The organism is Streptomyces sp. NPDC045956 (assembly GCF_056430705.1).
On the sequence record NZ_JBWKKZ010000008.1, the window covers coordinates 396,744 to 418,573 of the forward strand.

Sequence of the window (21,830 nt, forward strand, 5' to 3'; positions counted from 1 at the left end):
TGACCCGCCGGGCGGGGCGGTGCGAGCGGCGGGCCCTCCCGGCGCCGCCCTCGTCAGCGGGGCGGTGGCGCCCGTGGGTGAACGGCGGATGGCCCGCGCGTTCGACGGGCATGGCCGCGGTCCGACCCGCTCGGGTGGGCAGGGCAACGCTCATGGGACGTTCCCCGCCCGGAAAGATCGACGTTGACGCGAGCACGTCCGGTCCGGCGACAACACCGGTATGCGTGTCGTCATCGTGACCGAGTCCTTTCCCCCCGATGTGAACGGCGTGGCCCACTGCGCGCTCCAGACCGCCCGGCACCTCGTCGACCGCGGTCACGACTGCGTCGTCGTCGCCCCGGCCGCCGCCCCCGGCGACGCCGCGGACGCCTCCGCCCCGTGCCGCGTCGTCCGCGTCCCCTCCCTCCCGCTCCCCGGCTACCCCCAGGTCCGCGTCGCCCTCCCCAGCCGCCGCGTGGCCGCCGCGATCGCCGAGCACCGCGCCGACCTGGTCCACCTGGCCGGTCCCTTCGTCCTCGGCGTCCGGGGCATGGCCGCCGCCACCCGGCTCGGCGTCCCCGCCGTGGCCGTCTACCAGACCGACCTCGCCGGATACGCCCGTACGTACATGGGCGCGGGGGAGGCGGCGGCCTGGCGGCGCCTGCGCTCCGTGCACTCCGCCGCCGACCTCACCCTCGCCCCCTCCGGCGCGGCCCTGCGGGACCTGAGGGCGCACGGCGTGCCCAGGGTCGCGCTGTGGCCCCGCGGGGTGGACACCGTCCGCTTCCGGCCCGACCGGCGTGACGAGGCACTGCGCCGCGAACTCGCCCCGAACGGCGAACTGATCGTCGGCTACGTCGGGCGGCTCGCCCCCGAGAAGCAGGTCGAGCTGCTGTCCGGCGTCTGCGGCCTGGACGGCGTACGCGTCGTGGTCGTCGGGGACGGGCCCAGCCGGCCGGGCCTGGAGCAGGCGCTGCCGGGCGCGGTCTTCCTCGGCCGCCGTACCGGCGACGACCTCGCCCGGATCTTTGCCTCGCTGGACGTCTTCGCGCACACCGGCCCCTTCGAGACGTTCTGCCAGACCGTGCAGGAGGCCATGGCCAGCGGCGTGCCCGTCGTCGCGCCCGCCGCGGGCGGCCCGCTGGACCTCGTCGTCCCCGGGCGGACCGGCCTGCTCGTGCCGCCGCGCGACGCCGCCGCGCTACGGGACGCGGTGTGGTCCCTGTCCGCCGACCCCGTGCTGCGGGCCGCGTACGGGACCGCGGGGCGGACCGCCGTCGAGGGGCGCACCTGGGCGGCCGTCGGCGACCGGCTGATCGGGCACTACTCGGACGTGCTCGCCTCCCGGAAGGCGGTGCTGGCGGCATGAGCGCCCTGCGGATCGTCCGTCTCGCCAACTTCGTCGCCCCCGCGTCCGGAGGGCTGCGCACCGCGCTGCGCGAGCTGGGCAAGGGCTTCCGGGCGGCCGGACACGACCCCGTCCTGATCGTCCCCGGCGAACACGCCGACGACCGGGAGACGGAGCAGGGCCGGGTGATCACCCTCCCCGGCCCTCTGCTGCCGGGCACCGGCGGCTACCGCGTCCTGACCGACAGGCGGCGCGTGGCCGCACTCCTGGAGGAGCTGGCCCCCGACCGCCTGGAGGTGTCCGACCGCACCACCCTGCGCTGGACCGGCAAGTGGGCCCGGCGGGCCCGGGTCCCCGCCGTGATGGTGTCCCACGAGACCGCCGACGGCGTGCTGCGCACCTGGGGCCTGCCCGAGCGCGCCGCCCGCCGCACCGCGGACGCCCTCAACACCCGCACGGCGCACACCTACGCGCGCGTGGTGTGCACCACCGAGTTCGCCGAGCGGGAGTTCGTCCGCATCGGAGCCCGCAACGTCGTACGGGCTCCCCTGGGCGTCGATCTGGCCGGGCGTCACCCGGCGCTGCACGATCCGGGTCTGCGCGCCCGGCACGCGCGCGTGGACGAGACCCTGCTGGTCATGTGCTCCCGGCTGTCCGTGGAGAAGCGGCCCGGCACGGCGCTCGACGCGCTGGCCGCGCTGCGCCGGCGCGGGGCGCGGGCGGTGCTGGTGGTCGCCGGGGACGGACCGCTGCGGCCCCGTCTCGAACAGCGGGCGCGGGAGCGGGGGCTGCCCGTGTCCTTCCTCGGACATGTCGCCGACCGCGCGGAACTCGGCGCGCTCCAGGCGTCCGCCGACGTGTGCCTGGCGCCCGGGCCGGCCGAGACCTTCGGACTGGCCGCGCTGGAGGCGATGGCGTGCGGCACCCCCGTGGTGGCCAGCGCGTCGTCGGCGCTGCCGGAGGTGATCGGCTCCGCCGGCACCGTCGCCGCCGACCGCGGGGAGGCCTTCGCGGACGCCGTGGAACTGCTCCTCGGGCGCCGGGAGGCCGACCGTCGCCGGGCGGCACGCGCGCGTGCCGAGTGCTTCGGCTGGGACGCGGCGGTCGAGGCGTTCCTGGCCGCGCACGAGGCGACGGCGGCGACGGCCCCCGCGTCTCCCGTACCGCCGAGGCCCGTGCAGTGAGACACGGCCTCCCTTCCCGTGCCCGCCGGGTTCGCGGGTGCGCCGCGGGGTGGGGGCTCCGGGCGGGCGAGGGCCTGGGCGCGGCGCGGGGGTCCGGGTGGTGGCCTCGGCGCGGTGCGGGGGTCACAGCACGCGGTACTGCTCGTCCCGGGCGTCGGTCAGGAACATCTGCCCCGGCGCGTGGGTGATCGCGAAGGGCGGCCGCGAGGCCATGACGGCCGCCTGCGGGGTCACCCCGCACGCCCAGAAGACCGGGATGTCGTCCGGCTCGGCGTCCACCGGGTCGCCGAAGTCCGGGCGGGCCAGATCACGGATGCCGAGTGCCGACGGGTCCCCGCAGTGCACCGGGCCGCCGTGCACGGCGGGCAGCAGGCTGGTCTCACGGATCGCGGCGGACAGGTGCGCGGGAGGGACGGGGCGCATGGAGACGACCATCGGCCCGTGCAGTCGCCCGGCCGGACGGCACTGCGCGCTGGTGACGTACATCGGGACGTTGCGGCCCTGTTCGACGTGGCGGACGGGGACACCGGCCGAGACCAGCGCCCATTCGAAGGTGAAGCTGCACCCGATCAGGAACGACACCAGGTCGTCCCGCCACCGGGCGCGGACGTCCGTCGGCTCGTCCACCAGCTCACCGTCCCGCCACACCCGGTAGCGCGGCAGGTCGGTGCGCAGATCGGCGCCGTCGGCCAGCGCGGTGGTCCAGGACCCGGCGTCCGTGACGTCGAGCACCGGGCACGGCTTCGGGTTGCGGGTGCAGAAGAGCAGCATGTCGTACGCCCAGTCGGCGGGCACCGAGATCAGGTTGGCCTGGGTGTGCCCGGCCGCCACGCCCGCCGTGGGCCCGGACAGCCCCTCGCGGAGGCGGGAGCGGGCCGCTTTCGGGCTCCACGCGTGCGCGTGCTCGTCGAGGAGGGCGATGGGGCGGTGCGCGGACGCCTCGTCCGACGGGCATCGGTTCTCGGCGGGTCGGCTCTCCGCAGGGTGGTGCCCGCTCGGCCGGCCTTCGGCCGTGTCGTTCGCGTGCTTCACGTCAGTTCCCTTCCGCGCGTCTCGGGCAGCCCCAGCAGCGCCAGTGCCGCGATGCCGTAACCGATGGCGCCGAAGACCAGTGCGCCGCCCACGCCCCAGCTGTCGGCCAGGAAGCCGACCGTGGTCGGGAAGACGGCTCCCACGGCGCGTCCGGTGTTGTACGTGAAGCCCTGCCCGGCGCCCCGGACGGCCGTCGGGTACAGCTCGCTCAGGTACGAACCGAAGCCGCTGAAGATCGCCGACATGCAGAAGCCGAGCGGGAAGCCGAGCACCAGGAGCAGGGTGTCGGCGCCGCCGGGGATGTTCGCGTACGCCAGGATGCAGACCGCCGACAGCAGCGCGAAGAGCCAGATGTTGCGCTTGCGGCCGAGGAGATCGGTGAGGTAGCCGCCGGTGAGGTAGCCGATGAAGGCGCCCGAGATGAGGAACGTCAGGTAGCCGCCCGTGCCCACGACCGACAGGCCGCGCTCGTCCTTCAGGTACGTCGGCACCCAGGTGGCGAGCGTGTAGTAACCCCCCTGCACACCGGTGGAGAGCAGACTCGCGAAGAGCGTGACACGCAGCAGGCCCGGCGTGCCGGCCGCACCCGGTGAGAAGATCGCCGCGAACGAGCCCTTCCCGGCGCCCTTCTCGCGGACCTCGACCGCCCGGGGCGCGTCGTGGACGCTGCGCCGCACCCACACCACGAGCAGCGCGGGCAACGCACCCGTCCAGAACATGACACGCCAGGCCAGGTCGTCGCCGACCAGCGAGAACACCAGCGTGTAGACGACCACGGCGAGGCCCCAGCCGACCGCCCAGGAGCTCTGGATCGCGCCCAGCGTGCGCCCGCGGTGCTTGGCGCTCGCGTACTCGGCGATCAGGATCGCGCCGACCGCCCACTCGCCGCCGAAGCCGAGCCCCTGGAGCGCACGGAAGACCAGCAGCGTCTCGTAGTTGGGCGCGAATCCGCAGGCCACCGTGAACACGGCGTAGGTGACGACGGTGAGCAGCAGCGCCTTGACCCTGCCGATGCGGTCCGCCAGCACGCCCGCGAGGGCGCCGCCGACCGCGGAGACGACCAGGGTGACCGTGGTGAGCAATCCGGTCTGCCCACTGTCCAGGCCGAAGTACGCGGCCAGCGCGACCATGGTCAGCGGCAGGGTGAAGTAGTCGTACGAATCGAGGGCGTAGCCTCCGAATGCGCCGCCGAAGGCCCGGCGGCCGCGCGGACCGAGGGCGCGCAGCCAGCCGAACGGGCCGTCGTCCGAGGGCTGTTCGGCCGTGCCGGGAGGACGGGTGGTGGCGGACGGTGCGCGCGGCGGAGGGGGTGTGCTCATGATGCACCTCGCAGAGGGGGGACGGAGGGTGCTGGTCGAGTGGGCACTTGGAGGCACGGTAGGGGATCGTTCAACGATCCCTCAATACCCCTGTTGTTTCGTTCTGACATCTGCGGTTGAATTCCGGGCATGGCAGAGCAGTTGACGGGACTGGCCGACGACCGTGCGCTCCTCGGGCGGACCAGCACCGCCGAGCGGGTCTCGGACATCCTCAGGAGCCGGATCGCCGAGGGGTACTTCCCACCCGGGACCCGGCTGTCGGAGGACAGCATCGGCGGCGCGCTCGGCGTCTCCCGCAACACGCTGCGCGAGTCGTTCCGGCTGCTCACCCATGAACGCCTCCTCGTCCACGAGCTGAACCGGGGCGTCTTCGTCCGGGTCCTGACCGTCGAGGACGTCGAGGACATCTACCGCACCCGCTCCCTCGTCGAGTGCGCCGTCGTCCGGGGCCTCGCAGACCCTCCGTACGCCCTCGGCGGGCTCGCCGAGGCCGTCGAGGAGGGGCGGCGCTCGGCCCGCGAAGGTGACTGGAAAGGGGTGGGTACGGCCAACATCCACTTCCACCGGGAACTGGTCGCCCTCGCCGGCAGCGAGCGCACGGACGAGCTGATGCGCAGCGTCTTCGCCGAACTGCGCCTCGCCTTCCACGTCGTGGACGACCCGCGACGCCTGCACGAGCCCTACATCGCGCGGAACGCGGAGATCCTCGCGGCCCTGGAGAGCGGCGAACGGGAGACGGCGGAGCGGCTGCTCGCGGTCTACCTCGACAACTCCCTCGAACGGGTCGTCGAGGTGTACCTGCGCCGGGTCGGCGACGACGGGTGAGGCACGGGGCGCCGGGACGTCGTGCGCCGGGGCATCGTGCGCCGGGGTTCCGGGACCGTGCGGCGGGGGAGCGAGAGCACCCGTGGGTCGTGCCGGGGCGCGGGAGGTTCTGAGCGGGTCCGGGCGGGCGCTCCCAGGGGCCGTCGCGTCGGGGCCCATCTGCGTCGTTTGGGCCGTTGTCGGACCGAGGACCTAGTCTGTGCACCGTGACTTCGCCTGCATCGACGGACAGTGCTCCGCCCCAGCTCAGCGCGGGGCCGCGCCCCGCACCGGGCCCGGCCGCCGACGAGGGACTGGCGCGGCGGCTGCGCGCGCTCGCCTGCACGGCGCCGCTGCACGACCTGGACGCACGCAAGGCCAACCTCGCCGGTGAGTACTCGGTCTACGGCATGGCGGAGGTGGCCCTCTCCGCCATCGACCTCGTCACGCTCACCATGGACTTCGACACCGGCGCCGACCACGACCAGATAGTGGCCCGGCTGGTCCCGCGCGTCGCCGCCCAGGCCCCGGCGCGGCCCGCCGCCGAGCACGAGCGGGTGGCCCGCTGGGTCCTGGAGAACCTGATCAACGTGGGCAGCGTCGACCGCGGCTTCCGGGCGGTGTACGGCACCTTCGGACCGGACGGCACCTACGTGCGCCGCGACTACGACTTCAAGCTCCTCGAAGAGGTCCCCGGCCCCGGCGGCACCGTCTACCTGCGCACCACCGACGAAGCGGTCAACGTCCTCGTCGGCGCCCTGGACACCGACGTGACCAGCGCGCAGATCGCCGCCGAGGTCAAGCTGGAGGTGCTGATCAGCCGCGGGCGCCTCGCCGACGCCCAGCTCGCCGCCGAGCAGGCCCGGTACCGCACCGTCCAGTACTCGGAGACCCTCCGCAAGGCCCTGGACGCCACCCGGCGCAACGTCCGCGCGGTCGACTGGCTGAGCGCCGTCCCCGACATGATCGCCGAGGCCCTGGACCACGTCGCCGACCGGTACCGCCACGAGAACGCGATCCTCACCAACATCCGCAAGGCCCGCGACGAGTCCGAGGACGCCGAGCAGAAACGCCGTGCCGCCGAGCTCGTCGACATCGTCAAGGACTGCATCCGCCGCCACACCCAGCTCCAGTCCAGGCTCCTGGAGGCGGGCCCGCTCTTCCGCGCGGAACAGGACCGGCAGGCCTTCGCCACCCCCCTGACGACCTCGGGCCTCGACCTGTACGGCCATCTCGTCGCCCCCGTCCTGCCGTTGCCCCTGGAGCAGGCGCTGCGCGCCACCGACGCCTTCTTCGCACGGGGTACCGGCCTGCGCACGCCCGTCTCGGTCCGGGTCGGCGACCTCGTCGACATACTCCTGACCCCGCCCGTGGAACGGGAGCACCTCGGCGCCGAGATGCCGGAGCCGGACCTGATCGCCACGCCGGACGACAGCCGCTTCAGCGAGGCGCAGCTCGCCGCCGCCATGACCCTGCTCGACCTGCCGCACGACGCCCCGCGCCGGCTCTCCGGACTGCTGGCCGACGCCCGCGCCCAGGACCCCGAGCTGCCGTACCTCGTGGCGCTGCTGGCCGTGCACGCGGCCAGCCCGCCGGTCGGCACGGCCTACCGGCAGGGCGAGCCGAAGCTGCTGTTCGCCGTGGACGACGGCACCGAGCTGGACGACCCCGAGTTCGGCGGCGCCGACCTCATCGTCGGCACCGCGCTGCTGGACGCCGCCGGCATGGCCGCGGACCGCGCGGAGGCGGCATGACCGGCCCCCGCGACCCCGATCCCGGGCGCCGGCAAGCGGGCCGGTGCCAGGACCTGGGCCTGTCCCAGCGCCGGCGCCAGCGCCAGGGCGTGGGCTTCCCCCAGCCCCAGCCCCAGAGCCAGCCCCAGAGCCAGCACCTGGGCCTGCCCCAGCGCCAGGGCGTGGGCTTCCCCCAGCCCCAGCCCCAGCACCGCGGCCTGCCCCAGCGCCAAGGCGTGGGCCTGCCCCAGCGCCAGCACCACGACCTGAGCCTGTCCCAGCGCCCACACCAGTGCCCCCACCCGCACCAGGACCAGCACAGCAAGGAGTACCGACCGTGACCGAGCACGTCGACCGGAGCGAACCGGAGGCGGGTGCCGCGCCGACCGCGGCCGTCACGCCCGCCGACGCCGCCGACGCGGCGCGGCTCGTCGCCTTCGGCCTCCAGCCCAAGCTGCTGCCCGCCCGCGACCAGGAGTACGCCGACCTGCTGCGCCGGTACCGCGAGGACCCGCCCTTCGCCCGGCTCGCCGACGCCGTGGCCGCCGGACTCGGACTGATCGTCCTGGAGGTGTCGCCGCGCGCCGGAATGGCCGTGACCGCCGCCGAGGACTCGGTCTTCGCCGTCCGCATGGGCGACTACGCGCGTCGTGCCGCCACCGACTCCGGTGACCGCTTCCTGCACGGCCTCGCCCACCTCGCCGTGGCCGCCATGGCCTACCCGCGGCCCGAGGACCTCGCCGACGACGGCTACATCGGCCGGGTGACGGTCAACGGCGTGGACGCCTTCGTCCGCCAGGCCTGCCGACGGCTGGAGGAGCGCGCCGAGGAGCAGGGCGAGAACACCGACCCGGCCACCGACGCCCCGGGCCTGGAAGCCGCCTGGCGGATCTGGGCCAGACGCAGCTCCACCGGCGCCACCAAGGACGCGCGCAGACTCCCCGGCTCCACCACCGGCATCGTCGGCAAGGCGGCCGCCTTCCTCACCGAGTCCGGCTTCCTCCAGCGCACCGGCGACGACAGCGGCGGCACGTACCGCACCACGGCCCGCTACCAGCTCCAGGTGCGTGACATGGCGGGCAGCGCCGCCCTGGCCGAACTGCTGGACCTGGGCGTCGTCCCGGTGACCGACGGCACCGCGACGCTGCTGCCCGCCGAGGAGACGGAGGACCTGGACCTGGTGGCCGACGCCGGGCTGCCCTTCCACTCCACCTGACCCCGTCCCCCTCGCCGCCGCACCTCCCCCCGCCTTCCGAAGACTTACGAGAGTCCGCCATGTACGAGCTGTCCCGGGTCCGCCTCTACTCCATCGGACCCGCCGGTGCGCGCTACGCCGACACCGTGCTTGACCTGCGCGGCGTGGGCGAGCCCGTGCCCGACCCCGCGCCCACGCAGGCGGAGTTCTTCGAGGAGGAGCCCGTCGGCCCGCCGCGCCGGCCCGCACCCGCCGGCGTGCTGTTCCTGGAGAACGGCGGCGGCAAGTCCGTCCTGCTCAAGCTCATCTTCTCCGTGATGCTGCCGGGCCACCGCAACACCCTGGGAGGCGCCAGCTCCGGCGTCCTGCGCAAGTTCCTGCTCGCGGACGACTGCGGACACGTGGCCCTGGAGTGGCAGCACGTGCAGACCGGCGAGTGCGTCGTCGTCGGCAAGGTCAGCGAGTGGCGAGGGCGGCAGGTCTCCAACGACCCGCGGAAGTTCGCCGAGGCCTGGTACTCCTTCCGGCCCGGACCCGGACTGACCCTGGACAACCTGCCCGTCGCCGAGGCCACCACCGTCCGCCCGCCCGTCGAGGGCGTCTCCGGCGCCCAGGGCCGACGGCGCACGATGAAGGGCTTCCGGGACGCGATCACCGAGGCCGGGAAGGCGTACCCGCACCTGGAGGTGCACTGGGAGGAGATCCACGACCGCTGGATCGAGCACCTCGGCGACCTGGGCCTCGACCCCGAACTCTTCCGCTACCAGCGCGAGATGAACGCCGACGAGGGTGAGGCCGCCGGCCTCTTCGCGGTCAAGAAGGACTCCGACTTCACCGACCTGCTGCTGCGCGCCGTCACCGACACCCGCGACACCGACGGACTCGCCGACCTGGTCAGCGGATTCGGCAACAAGCTGGGCAGGCGCGCCGAGCTGATCGCCGAACGCGACTTCACCGCCGGGTCCGTCGACCTCCTGGGCCGGATCGTCGAGGCCACCGGCGCCCGCACACACGCCCGGGAGGTGCACCACGCCGCCGAACGCCGCACCAGGGGACTGGCCCGCCGGCTCTCCTCCCGCGGTGCCCGGGAACGGGCCCGGGCCGGGGACCTCGCCCAGCGGGTCACCGCCGCCGCCTACGCCGTCACGCACGCCGAGTCGGCCCGCGACCGCAGCGCCCTCATCGCCGCCGAACTCGCCTACCGGCACGCCTCGCTGGCGCTGACCGCGGCCGAGAAGTCGGCCGCCGCGCAGAAGCGGGAACTCGCCGACGCGCGCACCCTGCACGCCGCCTGGCAGGCCGCCGAAGCCGTGCTGCGCCACCGCGCCGCCGCCGACCGCGTCGCCCGCGTGTCCGCCGCCATCCAGGAGGCCGAGCGGGACGCGGCCCCCGCGCTCGCCGCCCGCGCCGAGGCGGCCGTCGACCTGGTCCGCGCCCTCCAGGCGGCGGCCGGGAAGGCCGAGCACCACGCCAACGAGGAGGAGGAGCGGTCCGCCGTCCTCCAGGACGTCAGCGACACCGCCCACCGTGACTCCACCGCCGCCGCCACCGAGGCGCAGCGCGCCCGCAGCGAGGCCGGACATCTGCGCCAGCGCCTCACCGAGGTCGAGCAGGAGACCGCCGAGGCCGTCCGCGCGGGCTGGCTCGACGACAGCGCCCCCGACGCCGACCCCGCCCGCGCCGCACTCGCCGCCAGCGACGCCGAGAAGACCACCGTGGCGGCCTGGGACACGGCCCGTGAGGCGGCGCGCCGCGCTCTGGAGCACGCGCGTGAGGCGGCCGCCGCGGAGAGCCGCGCCGAACTGACGGCGGCCCGCGCCGCCGACGCGGCCACCGCGGCCGAGCGCGCCCACGAGGCGGAGCGCCGCGCGGCCGAGGCCCTGGCGGCCGAAGAACGCCTCGCCGAGCTGCTCGGCCTGGCCTCCGGGACCCGCCCGGGCATCCCGCAGCCCCGCCAGGAGACCGACCGGGACCGTGCCACCGCGCCCGGGGCGGCGGAGGAAGGGGCGCTCACCCCGGAGGAGGTCGACCGTTTCGCCGACGAACTGCGCGAACTGCTCGACGACACCGTCTCCTCCGCCGAACGCCACCTGTTCGAGCTGCGCACCGCCGCCGCCGACGACTCCCGCATCCTCGGCGCCCTCGGCGACGGCGGACTGCTGCCCCCCGGCCCGGACGTCCTGGCCACCGTCGAGTTCCTCGGCGAACACGGCATCCCCGCCCTGCCCGGCTGGCGCTACCTCGCCCAGGCCGTCGACCCCGCCGACCACGCGCGCGTGCTGGCCGCCCGGCCCGAGCTGGTCGACGGCGTGATCATCACCGACCCCGACTCGCACACCCGCGCCCGCGACGTCCTCGGCGACGCGGCGCTGCTGCCGCGCTCCGCCGTCGCCGTCGGCACGGCCGCCGCCCTGCTCGCGCCGACCCCGGCGCCGGACACCGACACCGGGGTCTTCCTCGTACCGCCCAACCCCGCCATGCACGACGAGCACGCCGCCGACGAGGAGCGGCAGACGCTGCGCGCGCGTGCGACGGAACGGGACGAGGAGATCCGGGCCCTGGCCGCCCGGCTCGGCAAGGACCGGGAGCTGGCGGCCCGACTCGCCTCCTGGCGCACCGGCTGCCCGACCGGACGCCTCGCCGAGCTGGCGCGGACCGCCGAGGAGGCGCGCGCCTTCGCCGAGGAGTGCGAGGCCGAGCTGACCGAGGCGCGCACCGTACGCGCCGAGGCCGAGGAGAGCGCCGCCGAGGCCGTGCGGGTGCGGGACGAGCGGCAGGAGTCCGCCCAGCGGGCCCGTCGCGTCGCCGACGCGCTCGCGGGGCTGGCCTTCCGGCTGCGCGAGCGCGCCGGCTGGCAGGCCAGGCTCCGTGAACTGGCCGACGAGGGCGCCGAGGCCGAGGCCCGCGCGCAGGCCTGCGTGGAACGGGCCCGCGCCGCCGACGAGGACCGTCGCGCCGCCCAGCGCGCTGCCGACGACGCGCGCCGCACGGCCCGCGCGCTGCGCGCCGAGCGCTCCGAGATCGCCGGCGCCCCCGACGACGTCGCTCAGGACACGCCCGGGAGCGGCTCGGCGGCGCCGAACGCCTCCCTGCCCGCGCTGCGCGAGGCCTATCGCGCCGCCTCCCAGCTCTACGAACAGGTCGGCGTGGGCGCCGACCTGCGCGCCGAGCAGGCCCGCTCGGAGAGCGACGAGAGCACGGCGCGCGCGGAGCTGGACCGGCTCAGCAACAAGGTCCGCACCCGGGCCGGGCAGTTGCTGGAGTCGCCCGACGGATCCGACGGGCCGTCCCGGCAGGCCGCCGCCGCCCGCGCGGAGGAACTGGTCCAGCTCCTGGAGACCAGGATGTCGAGCGCCAGCGAACAACTGGGCCGCCTGCGCGGCGAGGCCGAGCGGCACGCGCCCGACGACGGCGACGCCCACACCGGCCTCCCCGAGGAACTCGTCCCGCGCGACGCCGAGCACGCCCAGGCCCTGCTGCGCACGGCGACGTCCGAACTCGCCTCCCGCGCGCAGGCCCTGACGCAGGCCCGCGAGGCCCACGCCGAACTCCTCGACGCGCACCGCGCCGCCGAGGACGCGGCGGGCGGCTTCGACGAGACCGCCGCCCTGCTCCGCGACCTGCTGCGCGAGCACCCGCCCGAGGAGGAGCAGGAGGAGACCGAGCCCTACCCGGGCGGTCTGGAGGAGGCCCGGCAGTCCGCCGCCGAGGCCCGCCGCTCACTGCGCGGCTGCGCCGCCGAGCTGTCCGCCGCCGAGGCCGCCGTGCGCGAGGCGAGCGACATCCTCGTCCGGCACGCCAACTCCACCCGCTACGAGCAGGTACGCACCCCCGCCCGCCAGCAGATCCGGGAGCTGCCCGCCTCCGCGCTCCCCGAGCACGCCGCCAAGTGGGCGGACGCCTTCGCGCCGCGGCTGCGGGTGCTGACCGACGAGCTGGCCCAGCTGGAGCGCAACCGCGACTCGATCGTGGACCGGCTGCGGGGCCTCGTCGAGTCGGCCCTCGCCACCCTCCGCTCCGCCCAGCGGCTCTCCCGGCTGCCCGAGGGCCTCGGGGAGTGGTCCGGGCAGGAGTTCCTGCGCATCCGCTTCGAGGAACCCGACCAGGCCACCCTCACGGAGCGGCTCGGCGAGGTCGTGGACGAGGCCACCCGCGCCGCCGTGAAGAAGAACTCCGACCTGCGCCGCGACGGCATGTCCCTGCTGCTGCGCGGCGTCGCCGCCGCCCTCCAGCCCAAGGGCGTCGCCGTCGAGATCCTCAAGCCCGACGCCGTGCTGCGCGCCGAGCGCGTCCCCGTCGGTCAGATGGGCGACGTCTTCTCGGGCGGCCAGCTGCTCACCGCGGCCATCGCCCTGTACTGCACGATGGCCGCACTGCGCAGCAACGACCGGGGCCGCGACCGGCACCGCCACGCCGGCACCCTGTTCCTCGACAACCCCATCGGGCGCGCCAACGCCACCTACCTGCTGGAGCTCCAGCGGGCCGTGTCCGACGCGCTCGGCGTCCAGCTCCTGTACACGACGGGTCTCTTCGACACGACGGCGCTCGCCGAGTTCCCCCTGGTCATCCGGCTGCGCAACGACGCCGACCTCAGGGCCGGCCTCAAGTACATCAGCGTGGAGGAGCACCTGAGGCCGGGTCTGCCCCAGCCCACCCCGGCAGCCGAAGGCGAGGGGGAGTCGGTGCACAGCGAGATCACGGCGACGCGGATGTACAAGCGGCCCGCGCAGTCACCCGCGTAGTCGCCCGCGGGCTCACCTGGGTGACGCGCGCACCGCGGAGTGCGCGCGGACGGCGGACGGCGCGGTCACTCGGTGGCGCCGCTCGCCGTCCGCCGCCCGCTCCGCGGACCGGGCCCTCAGGGGTGCGACAACTGCCCCGCGCCGCCCCGTCGGCCTATTCGCCCCCGGGCCCGCTCCGCGGACCGGCCCTGCCGCCTCGCCCGGCGACGCTCGCGGCGCATGGCCCGCGCGGTGCTGCTCGGTGCCGAGACCACGCCGTGCCGCTGGTTCCAGACCTGCCGGGTCACCCAGACGTCCAGCACGCCCCAGGTCGCCACCACCGTGCCCGCCACGCTGCCGATCACCATCGGGAACGCCAGCCACGACCCCGCGAGCGTGCAGAGGAAGGCCACCATCGCGAGGATCAGCGTCACGGCGACCACGATGACCGCGCGAACGGCCGCCGTACGGACCGGATCCGGCAGTCGGCGCCGCCGCGCGGGCTCCTCCGTCCACAACGGCCGGTAGACCGCCTCGCGTTCCGTCCGCGGCTGCTCGGCGCGCTCCGGTACCCGCGCGTCCCGCCCGGCTGCCCGGACGTCGCGCTCCGGTGCCCGCGCGTCCCGCCCGGCTGCCCGGACGTCGCGCTCCGGTGCTTCGGGGGGCGAACCCGCCGCTCTCTCGTCCGCACCGCCGTCCTCGGGCGCCCTGTGCCGCTCCGCCGTGCCCATCAACATGTCACTCCCCACCGCCAGGAGACAGCTCGTCCGTGTCCGAAGACACGGCTCCCCTCTGGCTGCCCGGCTTGCGCTGCTTTACGCCGCCCGGGGGCGGAACGCGGCTCCCGTGGCCGATCCCGCCTCCATTTCCCGTAGTGAAAGACGAGCGAGGGCCGCACAAGATTCCCGGCATCCCGTGCAATCGAAAACTTTCGGCCACTTCGCCCGTGCCACCCGAAGCCCTCTCCCGCGCACCCACCCCCGAATCGGGGAGGCAATCTCCCGCAATGACCGGACAACTGACCATCGTCGGCGCCCTGGGCGGAGGTTCGGCCTCCGGACGGGCCTTCGAGTTACCTGTGCGTCAGTAGTAGGCTCGCGCCGTTTGTTGACGTACATGTGCACCCCCGGTCTACGGGGGTCGAGCTGGGGGAGGCCATGCGCTTTCGCGGGAAGTCGATCCGCCGGAAGATCGTGGCGCTGCTTCTCGTGCCGTTGGTGTCCCTGACCGTGATCTGGGCCTTCGCCACGGTGCTCACCGGCCGCGAGGCGAGTCGGCTGTTCAGCGTCTCGACCGTCGTCGAGGAGATCGGCTACCCGGTCGAGGACACCGTCCGCGTGTTGCAGCAGGAACGCCGCCAGACCCTCGTCCACCTCGCCGACCCGCGCGCCTCCGACAGCCTCGCGGCCTTGCAGCGCAGCCGCACCGCCACCGACGAGGCCGTCGCCGAGATCCGCCGCAACGCCGCCGACACCGACGTGCGCGAAGCACTGGGCCAGGCCGAGGAGGAGCGGATCACCGCCGTGCTGGACGCCTTCGACGGCCTCGGCTCGCTGCGCCGCAGCGTCGAGGACGGCACCGTCGACCGCGCGCAGGCGCTCGGCCTCTACAACCGCCTGGTCGACCCCTGCCACGAACTGCTCGCCAACCTCCACGTCGTCGACGACGTGGGCCTCGACAAGCAGTACCGCGCACTCGTCAACGTCTCCCGCGCCCGCGAACTGCTCTCCCGCGAGGACGCCCTCCTCGGCTCCGCGCTGGTCACCGGCCGGCTCACCCGGAGCGAGGTACGGGACGTCTCCGACCTCGTGGCCCAGCGCACCGTGATGTACGACATCAACCTCCCGCTGCTGCCCGCCGCGGAACGCGGGCGCTACCAGCGCTTCTGGAAGAACGCCTCCTCGGCCCCCCTGCGGGTCGCGGAGGAGGCGGCCGTCTCGTCCGAGGGCGGCTCGCCGCGCGGCGTCACCGCCAAGAGCTGGGACACCGCCGCGGGCAGCGTGCTCGACGAACTCGGCGCCCTCGACGACAACGCCGCCGACCGCTACCAGGACCGGGTCGACCCGGTGGCGATGGGCGTCATCACCAAGGTGGTCGTCGCCGGAGCCCTCGGCCTGACGGCGCTGCTGTTCTCGCTCTTCCTGTCCGTGCGCGTCGGACGCTCCCTCATCCGCGACCTCAAGCAGCTCCGCCTGGAGGCCCACGAGGCGTCCGGTGTACGGCTGCCCAGCGTGATGCGCCGCCTCGCGGCGGGCGAGCAGGTGGACGTGGAGACCGAGGTGCCGCGCCTGGAGTACGACAAGAACGAGATCGGCGAGGTCGGCCAGGCCCTCAACACCCTGCAGCGCGCCGCCGTGGAGGCCGCCGTCAAACAGGCGTCGCTCCAGGCCGGCGTCTCCGAGGTGTTCGTCAACCTCGCCCGCCGCAGCCAGGTGCTGCTCCACAAGCAGCTGACCCTGCTCGACACCATGGAGCGCCGCACCGAGGACACCGAGGAACTCGCCGACCTCTTCCGCCTCGACCACCTGACCACCCGCATGCGACGGCACGCCGAGGGCCTGGTCATCCTGTCCGGCGCGGCCCCGTCGAGGCAGTGGCGCAAACCCGTCCAGCTGATGGACGTGGTCCGCGCCGCCGTCGCCGAGGTCGAGGACTACGAACGCATCGAGGTCCGCAGGCTGCCCCGCATCGCGGTCACCGGGCCGGCCGTCGCCGACCTCACCCACCTCGTGGCGGAACTGCTGGAGAACGCCACGGTGTTCTCGCCCCCGCACACCGCCGTGCAGGTCCTGGGGGACCGGGTCGCCAACGGCTTCACCCTGGAGATCCACGACCGCGGCCTCGGCATGGCCGCCGACGCCCTCCTCGACGCCAACCTGCGCCTCGCCGAGACACCGGAGTTCGAGCTTTCCGACACCGACCGGCTCGGACTGTTCGTCGTCAGCCGGCTCGCCCAGCGGCAGAACGTCCGGGTGTCCCTCCAGCCGTCCCCGTACGGCGGCACCACCGCGGTCGTCTTCGTCCCCGACGCGCTGCTCACCGACGACGCCCCGGACACCAACGGGGTCGGCTTCCGTCTCGACCGCCCCCAGCACGGCAGGCGGAAGGAGCGGGAGGAGGGCCGCCGTACGGCGCTCTCCCACGTGCCCGCGCGGCTGCCCGGCCGGCCCGCCCCGCTGCTGGACGGGCCCGTCGAACTGGAGGCGCCCGTCGACCTGGACGCCCTCGACGGCCTGCCGGACGTGCTCGGGGACCAGGACGGCGAGCAGGGCGGCCTGTTCCGCCCCCGGCGCTCCCTCGCCGCCTCGGACGACGACCCGGTGGGCCGTCCGGCCGGACGGCGCCGCCGCGAACCCGGCCACGGCGGTGAGCCGCCCCAGGGCCCGGCCGAGGCGGACGCGCCGATCGCGCTGCCCCGCCGCCGGACTCCCAAGCTGGTCAGTTCGCACGGTCGTCCGGTGCCCGAGCGGGCCTCCCGGGACGGCGCGGACGAGGAGCGTCCGGCAGGCGCCGACCGGGCCGGGGCGCCCGGGGCACCGCAGGAACGCCCGGACGAGCCGCCCGCCCTGCCGACCCGCCGCCGGACCGGCAACCGCGTCGAGGACCGTACCGGCAGCCGCTCCGAGGTCGGCTCCGACGGACGCGCCGACGCGACCGGCAACGAGCGTGCCGACGGCCGCACCGACGGACCCGGGAACGAGCGCACCGGCAACCGTGACGCCGACCGTACGCAGCCCGACGGGTTGCCGTCGCTCCCGGCCCGCCGACGCGGCGCGTCCCCCACGCGCGCGTACGCGTCACCGGACGCCACGGAGGACCCCGCGCGGCGCGCCGATCCCACGCCCGGCCTCCCGGCCGCCCCCGACTCCGGCGCGCTGCCGCGGCGCGTACGGCAGGCCAACCTGGCCCCTCAGCTCAGGCAGAGCGCCGGGCGCCCCGCGGAGAACCGGCCCGACCCCGCCGACCGGGACGCCGAGGAGGTACGCAGCCGCATGGCCTCGCTCCAGCGTGGCTGGCAGCGCGGCCGCGAGGAGAACGCCACGGGTGACGACGTCCCCGGCGGCGCAGCACCGCACGCACCACGAGGAACGAACAAGGGGGACGGTCGATGACCGCACCGAAGGCGACCGACCGAACGGCGACGAGCTCCGGAGAGCTGAACTGGCTCCTCGACGACCTGGTGGACCGGGTCGCGAGCATCCGCAAAGCCGTCGTCCTGTCCGGCGACGGCCTGGCGACCGGGGCGTCCAAGGACCTGACCAGGGAGGACAGCGAGCACCTGGCCGCCGTGGCGTCCGGTTTCCACAGCCTCGCCAAGGGCGTGGGCCGCCACTTCGAGGCGGGCAGCGTCCGGCAGACGGTCGTCGAACTCGACGACGCCTTCCTGTTCGTCACCGCGGCCGGCGACGGCAGCTGCCTGGCCGTGCTCTCGGACGCCGACTCGGACGTCGGCCAGGTCGCCTACGAGATGACGCTCCTCGTCAAGCGGGTCGGCGTGCACCTGGGCACCGCTCCGCGCACCGATCTGCCCTCGGACGGGTAAGTGGGATGACATGAGCGCAGACGGTCAGGGAAGAAACCACTGGTTCGACGACGAGGCCGGCCCCGTCGTCCGTCCGTACGCCATGACGCGTGGCCGCACGTCCAGCACGGCCCAGCACCGTCTCGACCTGATCGCGGTGGTCGTCGCGGAGCCCCACGCGGACGATCCGGAGGCGGACGTCACGCTCGCCCCCGAGCACGTGGACATCGTCGGCCTCTGCCGGGACGCCCCGCAGTCGGTCGCCGAACTCGCCGCCGAACTGGACCTGCCCGTCGGGGTCGTACGGGTCCTGGTCGGCGACCTCGTGGACGTGGAACTCGTCCACGTCAACCGGCCCGTGCCCCCGGCCGAACTGCCGGACGAGAACATCCTGCGCGACGTGATCAGCGGATTGAGGGCACTGTGAACCCGCCCCCGGGCAGGACGGGACCCACCCCAGGGCCCACGCCGGGGACCACCCCGGGCCCCACCCCAGGACACGCCCCGTGGCGCACCCGCGGGCGTACGACAAGCCGCCCGGTGAGCGGCACGGCACGTGGCACGTTAAGGAGAAGAGATCGATGATCTTCGGGCGTTCTCAACGCGGCAAGCCGCCGGTCGAGCCCGTCACGCTCAAGATCCTGGTCGCCGGCGGCTTCGGCGTCGGCAAGACCACCCTCGTGGGCGCGGTCAGCGAGATCAGGCCGCTGCGCACCGAGGAACTCCTCACCGAGGCGGGGCGTCCCGTCGACGACGTCAGCGGTGTCGAGGGCAAGCACACCACCACGGTGGCCATGGACTTCGGACGGATCACGCTCCGCGAGGACCTGGTGCTGTACCTCTTCGGCACGCCGGGCCAGGAACGGTTCTGGTTCATGTGGGACGAACTGTCCGAGGGCGCGCTCGGCGCCGTCGTACTGGCCGACACCCGCCGCCTGGAGGACTGCTTCGCCGCCGTCGACTACTTCGAGCGGCGCTCCATCCCCTTCCTCGTCGGCGTCAACTGCTTCGAGGGCTCGGCCCGCTACCCGGCCGACACCGTCCGTCAGGCGCTCGACCTCGACACCGACGTGCCCCTGGTGCTGTGCGACGCCCGTGACCGGGAGTCGGTCAAGGAGGTCCTCGTCGGTGTGGTCCAGCACGCCATGGCCCAGGCCGCGGACCGCCGCTCCGCCGTCGTGACCTGACCGGCTCGGGGCCGCGGAACGACATCCCCGCGCGCGTGCCCCGAGCCCACCGGACGGCGGCGCCCGACCGTCGCCGTCGCCGTCCTCCGCCCGGCCGAGGCTCTTCTCCACCGCCCTTGCGCCGGTCGCGGTACTCCCGGTCCCGTACGGCCGCCGCCGCCGCGACCGCCCGGGGCTCACCCGGCGGACGCCGCCGCCCGGTCCGAGCCGCGCCGGACCTCGTACCCCGGCACCCCCGCCCGGCCCAGCACCCAACTCGCCCCGCGCAGGGCCTTCGCCGCCTCCTTCAGCGGCGCCAGGCACGCGGCGGCCTGCCGGTGCCCCGGCACACCGCCCGGCGCGCACAGGACCGTCGCCAGGGACAGCGTCACGCACCGCCCACCGGCCGACCACGGCACGTCCAGCACGGCGGAGGCGAGCGGGTCGAGCCCTTCCGGGTCGGTGAGGACCAGGAAGTCGTCCCCGCCGATGTGCCCCACGCACGCGGACCCCGTGGCCGCCTGGAGCAGCGCCCGCCCGACCGCCCGGATCAGGTCGTCGCCCGCCGCGAACCCGGCCCCGTCGTTCACCCGCTTGAAGTCGTCCACGTCGAGCCAGCTCAGCGCGAACGCCCGCCCCTGCGCGACCCACCGGTCCACCTCCGCGGTGATCGTCTCCGAACCGGGCAGCCGGGTCAGCGGGTTGAGCCGCGCGGCCTCCTCCACCCGGCTCTCGGCCAGCGCCCGTACGAGATCCGCCAGCCGTACGACGCCCACGCAGCGCCCGTAGGCGTCGACCACCGCCACGTCGTCCGACGTACGGTCCCGGCCCCCGACCGCCACCACGTCCAGCACCTCCCACGCCGTCGCCTCGACGCCCACCGTCCGCGGCGGGTCGCCGAGCTTGGCGGCGGGCCGGTCGGCGTACAGGGCGTGCCCGTAGCGCCCCGACATCGACAGCAGGAAGCGGGAGCGGTGGAGCGACCGCACCGGAACCCCGTCCCGGTCCACGAGCAGGACTCCGGAGACGTCGGGCGACCCCGTCAGCAGCGCCCGCACCTGCCCCGCCGACGCGGTCGACGGCAGCAGCGCGGCGGGCCGCACGAACTGCCGTACCGGCGGCCCCGAGCGCGACGCCGGCAGGGCGGCGTCCGAGCCGGGCGGAACGTACACGTCTGCCGCGGGCAGCCGCGTCGGCGGCGCGAACAACTCCCCCTGCGCCCACTGCGCGCCGGCCGCCCGCGCGGCGGCACACTGCAGCTCCGTCTCCACCCCCTCGACGGACAGCAGGGCCCCCGACTCGTCGCACAGCACCCGCATCGCCCGCACGGCCGCCGGCCGCGCGAGCAGCGACGCGTCGAGCTTGACCAGCTCCGGCGCCAGATCCGTGAGCAGCCGCAGCGGCGCGTCCCCGTCCCCGACGCCGTCCGCGCAGATCCGGAAACCCTGGCCCCGCAGCACGCCCACCGCCTCCAGCAGCGCCCGCCGCGGCACGTGCGCGTACGGCGGACACACGTCCAGCGTCACCTCCCAGGGCAGCCGCCCCGCCTCACGCACGGCGTCGTGCAGGGACCGGAGGCCACCGAGGTCCGCCAGCGTGCCCGCGAACACGTTGACGTGCAGCGGCAGCAGCGTCTCCCTGCGCGCCGCCGCGCGGAACGCCGACACCGCCAGCCGGCCGTCGAGTTCGGGGTCGCGACGCGCCTCGGCCAGGATGTCGCCGGTCTCCGGGCGGGCGAGTATCTCCAGAGCCATCACCCCGCCGGTCAACAGGTTGACCACCGGTTGGAAAGCGAAGCGGAGAGTGTCCGTCCAGGAGCGCACGGGAGCAGAATCGCGCCGCGGACGGCCGCCCGGACCCAGTTCACGAGACGTTCACGCAGCGTTCCGCCCCGCTCACGCAGCGCGTACGGAGCGAGGGGCCCTCCTGACGCCTTCCCTCCTCCCGGCCGCGCCTGATAGATGCAGGGAACATGACACGACTGTCCGCCGCGCTCCGCGGTCTCGTCACCACCCTCGCCGCCCTGCTCACCGTGACCGCCGTCCCCGCCGCCGCCCGGGCCGAGCCCGAACCGCGCGCCCCGCGGGACTTCGTGGCCCTCCGGAGCGTCGATCCGACGATCATCCAGGAGATGCGCTACACCACCCGGCACAACTTCGTCGGGGAGCGCGTCGACGGCTACCGGCAACCCCTGTGCATCCTCACCCGCCCCGCCGCCGAGGCCCTCCACCGCGCCCAGACCCGGCTGCTGCGCCAGGGCTACTCCCTCAAGGTGTACGACTGCTACCGGCCGCAGCGCGCCGTCGACCACTTCGTCCGCTGGGCCGAGGACCTCGACGACCAGGACATGAAGGCCGAGTTCTACCCGGACGTCGACAAGACCCGCCTGTTCGCGGACGGCTACATCGCGGAGAAATCCGGGCACAGCCGCGGCTCGACCGTGGACCTCACGCTCGTCGAGCTCCCCGCGCGGCCGACCCGGCCGTACCGCCCCGGACAGCCCCTGGTGCCCTGCTACGCGCCCCGGGACGAGCGCTTCCCCGACAACTCCGTCGACATGGGCACCGGCTACGACTGCTTCGACACCCGCTCGCACACCCTCGACCCCCGCGTCCAGGGCGCCCAGCGCGCCAACCGGCTGCTGCTCAAGAACACCCTGGAGGACGCCGGCCTGGTGAACCTCCCCGAGGAGTGGTGGCACTTCACGTACAAGCCCGAGCCCTACCCGGACACCTACTTCGACTTCCCGGTCTCCGCCGGGTCGCTCACCGGCAGGCACTGAGCCGCCCGCCGGAGACGCCCCCGCGGCGATCGGCTACAGTCCGCC

General features: G+C 74.8%; 16 protein-coding genes. 12 read left to right on the plus strand and 4 right to left on the minus strand.

The window, feature by feature from the left end:
- Positions 1-220: 220 nt before the first annotated feature.
- Together AC07FV_RS23300 and AC07FV_RS23305 are read left to right on the plus strand one after the other, a co-directional pair.
- The gene (locus AC07FV_RS23300; RefSeq protein ID WP_479089225.1) at positions 221-1,348 is read left to right on the plus strand and encodes a glycosyltransferase family 4 protein; all 1,128 of its coding nucleotides are present in this window, start codon (positions 221-223) and stop codon (positions 1,346-1,348) included.
- Positions 1,345-2,511 carry a glycosyltransferase gene (locus tag AC07FV_RS23305; RefSeq protein WP_479089226.1) on the plus strand — a complete coding sequence of 389 codons (1,167 nt, stop codon included), beginning with the start codon at positions 1,345-1,347 and terminating at the stop codon, positions 2,509-2,511. Before AC07FV_RS23300 ends, AC07FV_RS23305 begins: the two co-directional genes overlap by 4 nt.
- Positions 2,512-2,634: 123 nt before the next feature.
- On the opposite strand, the gene AC07FV_RS23310 is transcribed toward AC07FV_RS23305, so the two are convergent.
- Positions 2,635-3,432, minus strand: coding sequence for a putative hydro-lyase (locus AC07FV_RS23310; RefSeq protein ID WP_479089261.1), 798 nt, complete (start codon positions 3,430-3,432; stop codon positions 2,635-2,637).
- A gap of 107 nt (positions 3,433-3,539) precedes the next feature.
- On the minus strand, positions 3,540-4,862 hold the full coding sequence (locus AC07FV_RS23315; RefSeq protein WP_479089227.1) for an MFS transporter: 1,323 nt from the start codon (positions 4,860-4,862) through the stop codon (positions 3,540-3,542).
- A gap of 129 nt (positions 4,863-4,991) precedes the next feature.
- On the opposite strand from AC07FV_RS23315, the gene AC07FV_RS23320 reads away from it, so the two are divergent.
- The 5 genes from AC07FV_RS23320 to AC07FV_RS23340 all read left to right on the plus strand — a co-directional run bounded on the left by AC07FV_RS23320 (position 4,992) and on the right by AC07FV_RS23340 (position 13,336).
- Positions 4,992-5,687 carry a GntR family transcriptional regulator gene (locus AC07FV_RS23320; protein WP_383649389.1) on the plus strand — a complete coding sequence of 232 codons (696 nt, stop codon included), beginning with the start codon at positions 4,992-4,994 and terminating at the stop codon, positions 5,685-5,687.
- Between the two features lie 206 nt (positions 5,688-5,893).
- A complete protein-coding gene (locus AC07FV_RS23325; protein WP_479089228.1) occupies positions 5,894-7,420 on the plus strand; it encodes a hypothetical protein in 1,527 nt (508 codons plus the stop codon).
- Positions 7,417-7,740, plus strand: a complete 324-nt coding sequence (locus AC07FV_RS23330) for a hypothetical protein (RefSeq protein ID WP_479089229.1) — start codon at positions 7,417-7,419, stop codon at positions 7,738-7,740. Before AC07FV_RS23325 ends, AC07FV_RS23330 begins: the two co-directional genes overlap by 4 nt.
- Positions 7,737-8,615, plus strand: coding sequence for a hypothetical protein (locus AC07FV_RS23335; protein WP_366768066.1), 879 nt, complete (start codon positions 7,737-7,739; stop codon positions 8,613-8,615). Before AC07FV_RS23330 ends, AC07FV_RS23335 begins: the two co-directional genes overlap by 4 nt.
- A 59-nt stretch (positions 8,616-8,674) precedes the next feature.
- Positions 8,675-13,336: a hypothetical protein gene (locus tag AC07FV_RS23340; protein WP_479089230.1), complete on the plus strand. Its 4,662-nt coding sequence runs from the start codon at positions 8,675-8,677 to the stop codon at positions 13,334-13,336.
- Between the two features lie 116 nt (positions 13,337-13,452).
- Here AC07FV_RS23340 and AC07FV_RS23345 read toward each other — a convergent pair whose 3' ends face one another.
- The gene (locus AC07FV_RS23345; protein WP_479089231.1) at positions 13,453-14,052 is read right to left on the minus strand and encodes a hypothetical protein; all 600 of its coding nucleotides are present in this window, start codon (positions 14,050-14,052) and stop codon (positions 13,453-13,455) included.
- Positions 14,053-14,472: 420 nt separating this feature from the next.
- Here AC07FV_RS23345 and AC07FV_RS23350 point away from each other — a divergent pair, with 420 nt between their 5' ends.
- From AC07FV_RS23350 to AC07FV_RS23365, 4 genes are all read left to right on the plus strand, one after another.
- Positions 14,473-17,427: a sensor histidine kinase gene (locus AC07FV_RS23350; RefSeq protein WP_479089232.1), complete on the plus strand. Its 2,955-nt coding sequence runs from the start codon at positions 14,473-14,475 to the stop codon at positions 17,425-17,427.
- Entirely contained in the window at positions 17,424-17,858 is a 435-nt protein-coding gene (locus tag AC07FV_RS23355; RefSeq protein WP_479089233.1) for a roadblock/LC7 domain-containing protein, read from the plus strand. Before AC07FV_RS23350 ends, AC07FV_RS23355 begins: the two co-directional genes overlap by 4 nt.
- Before the next feature lie 10 nt (positions 17,859-17,868).
- On the plus strand, positions 17,869-18,264 hold the full coding sequence (locus tag AC07FV_RS23360) for a DUF742 domain-containing protein (protein ID WP_479089234.1): 396 nt from the start codon (positions 17,869-17,871) through the stop codon (positions 18,262-18,264).
- Positions 18,265-18,418: 154 nt separating this feature from the next.
- Positions 18,419-19,024: a GTP-binding protein gene (locus AC07FV_RS23365; RefSeq protein WP_479089235.1), complete on the plus strand. Its 606-nt coding sequence runs from the start codon at positions 18,419-18,421 to the stop codon at positions 19,022-19,024.
- Between the two features lie 176 nt (positions 19,025-19,200).
- Here the strand turns inward: AC07FV_RS23365 and AC07FV_RS23370 are convergent, their stop codons facing one another.
- Positions 19,201-20,826, minus strand: a complete 1,626-nt coding sequence (locus AC07FV_RS23370) for an EAL domain-containing protein (protein ID WP_479089236.1) — start codon at positions 20,824-20,826, stop codon at positions 19,201-19,203.
- A gap of 149 nt (positions 20,827-20,975) precedes the next feature.
- Between AC07FV_RS23370 and AC07FV_RS23375 the strand changes: the two genes are divergently transcribed.
- Complete coding sequence (locus tag AC07FV_RS23375; RefSeq protein WP_479089237.1) at positions 20,976-21,785, plus strand: M15 family metallopeptidase; 810 nt, start codon at positions 20,976-20,978, stop codon at positions 21,783-21,785.
- Positions 21,786-21,830 lie beyond the last annotated feature (45 nt).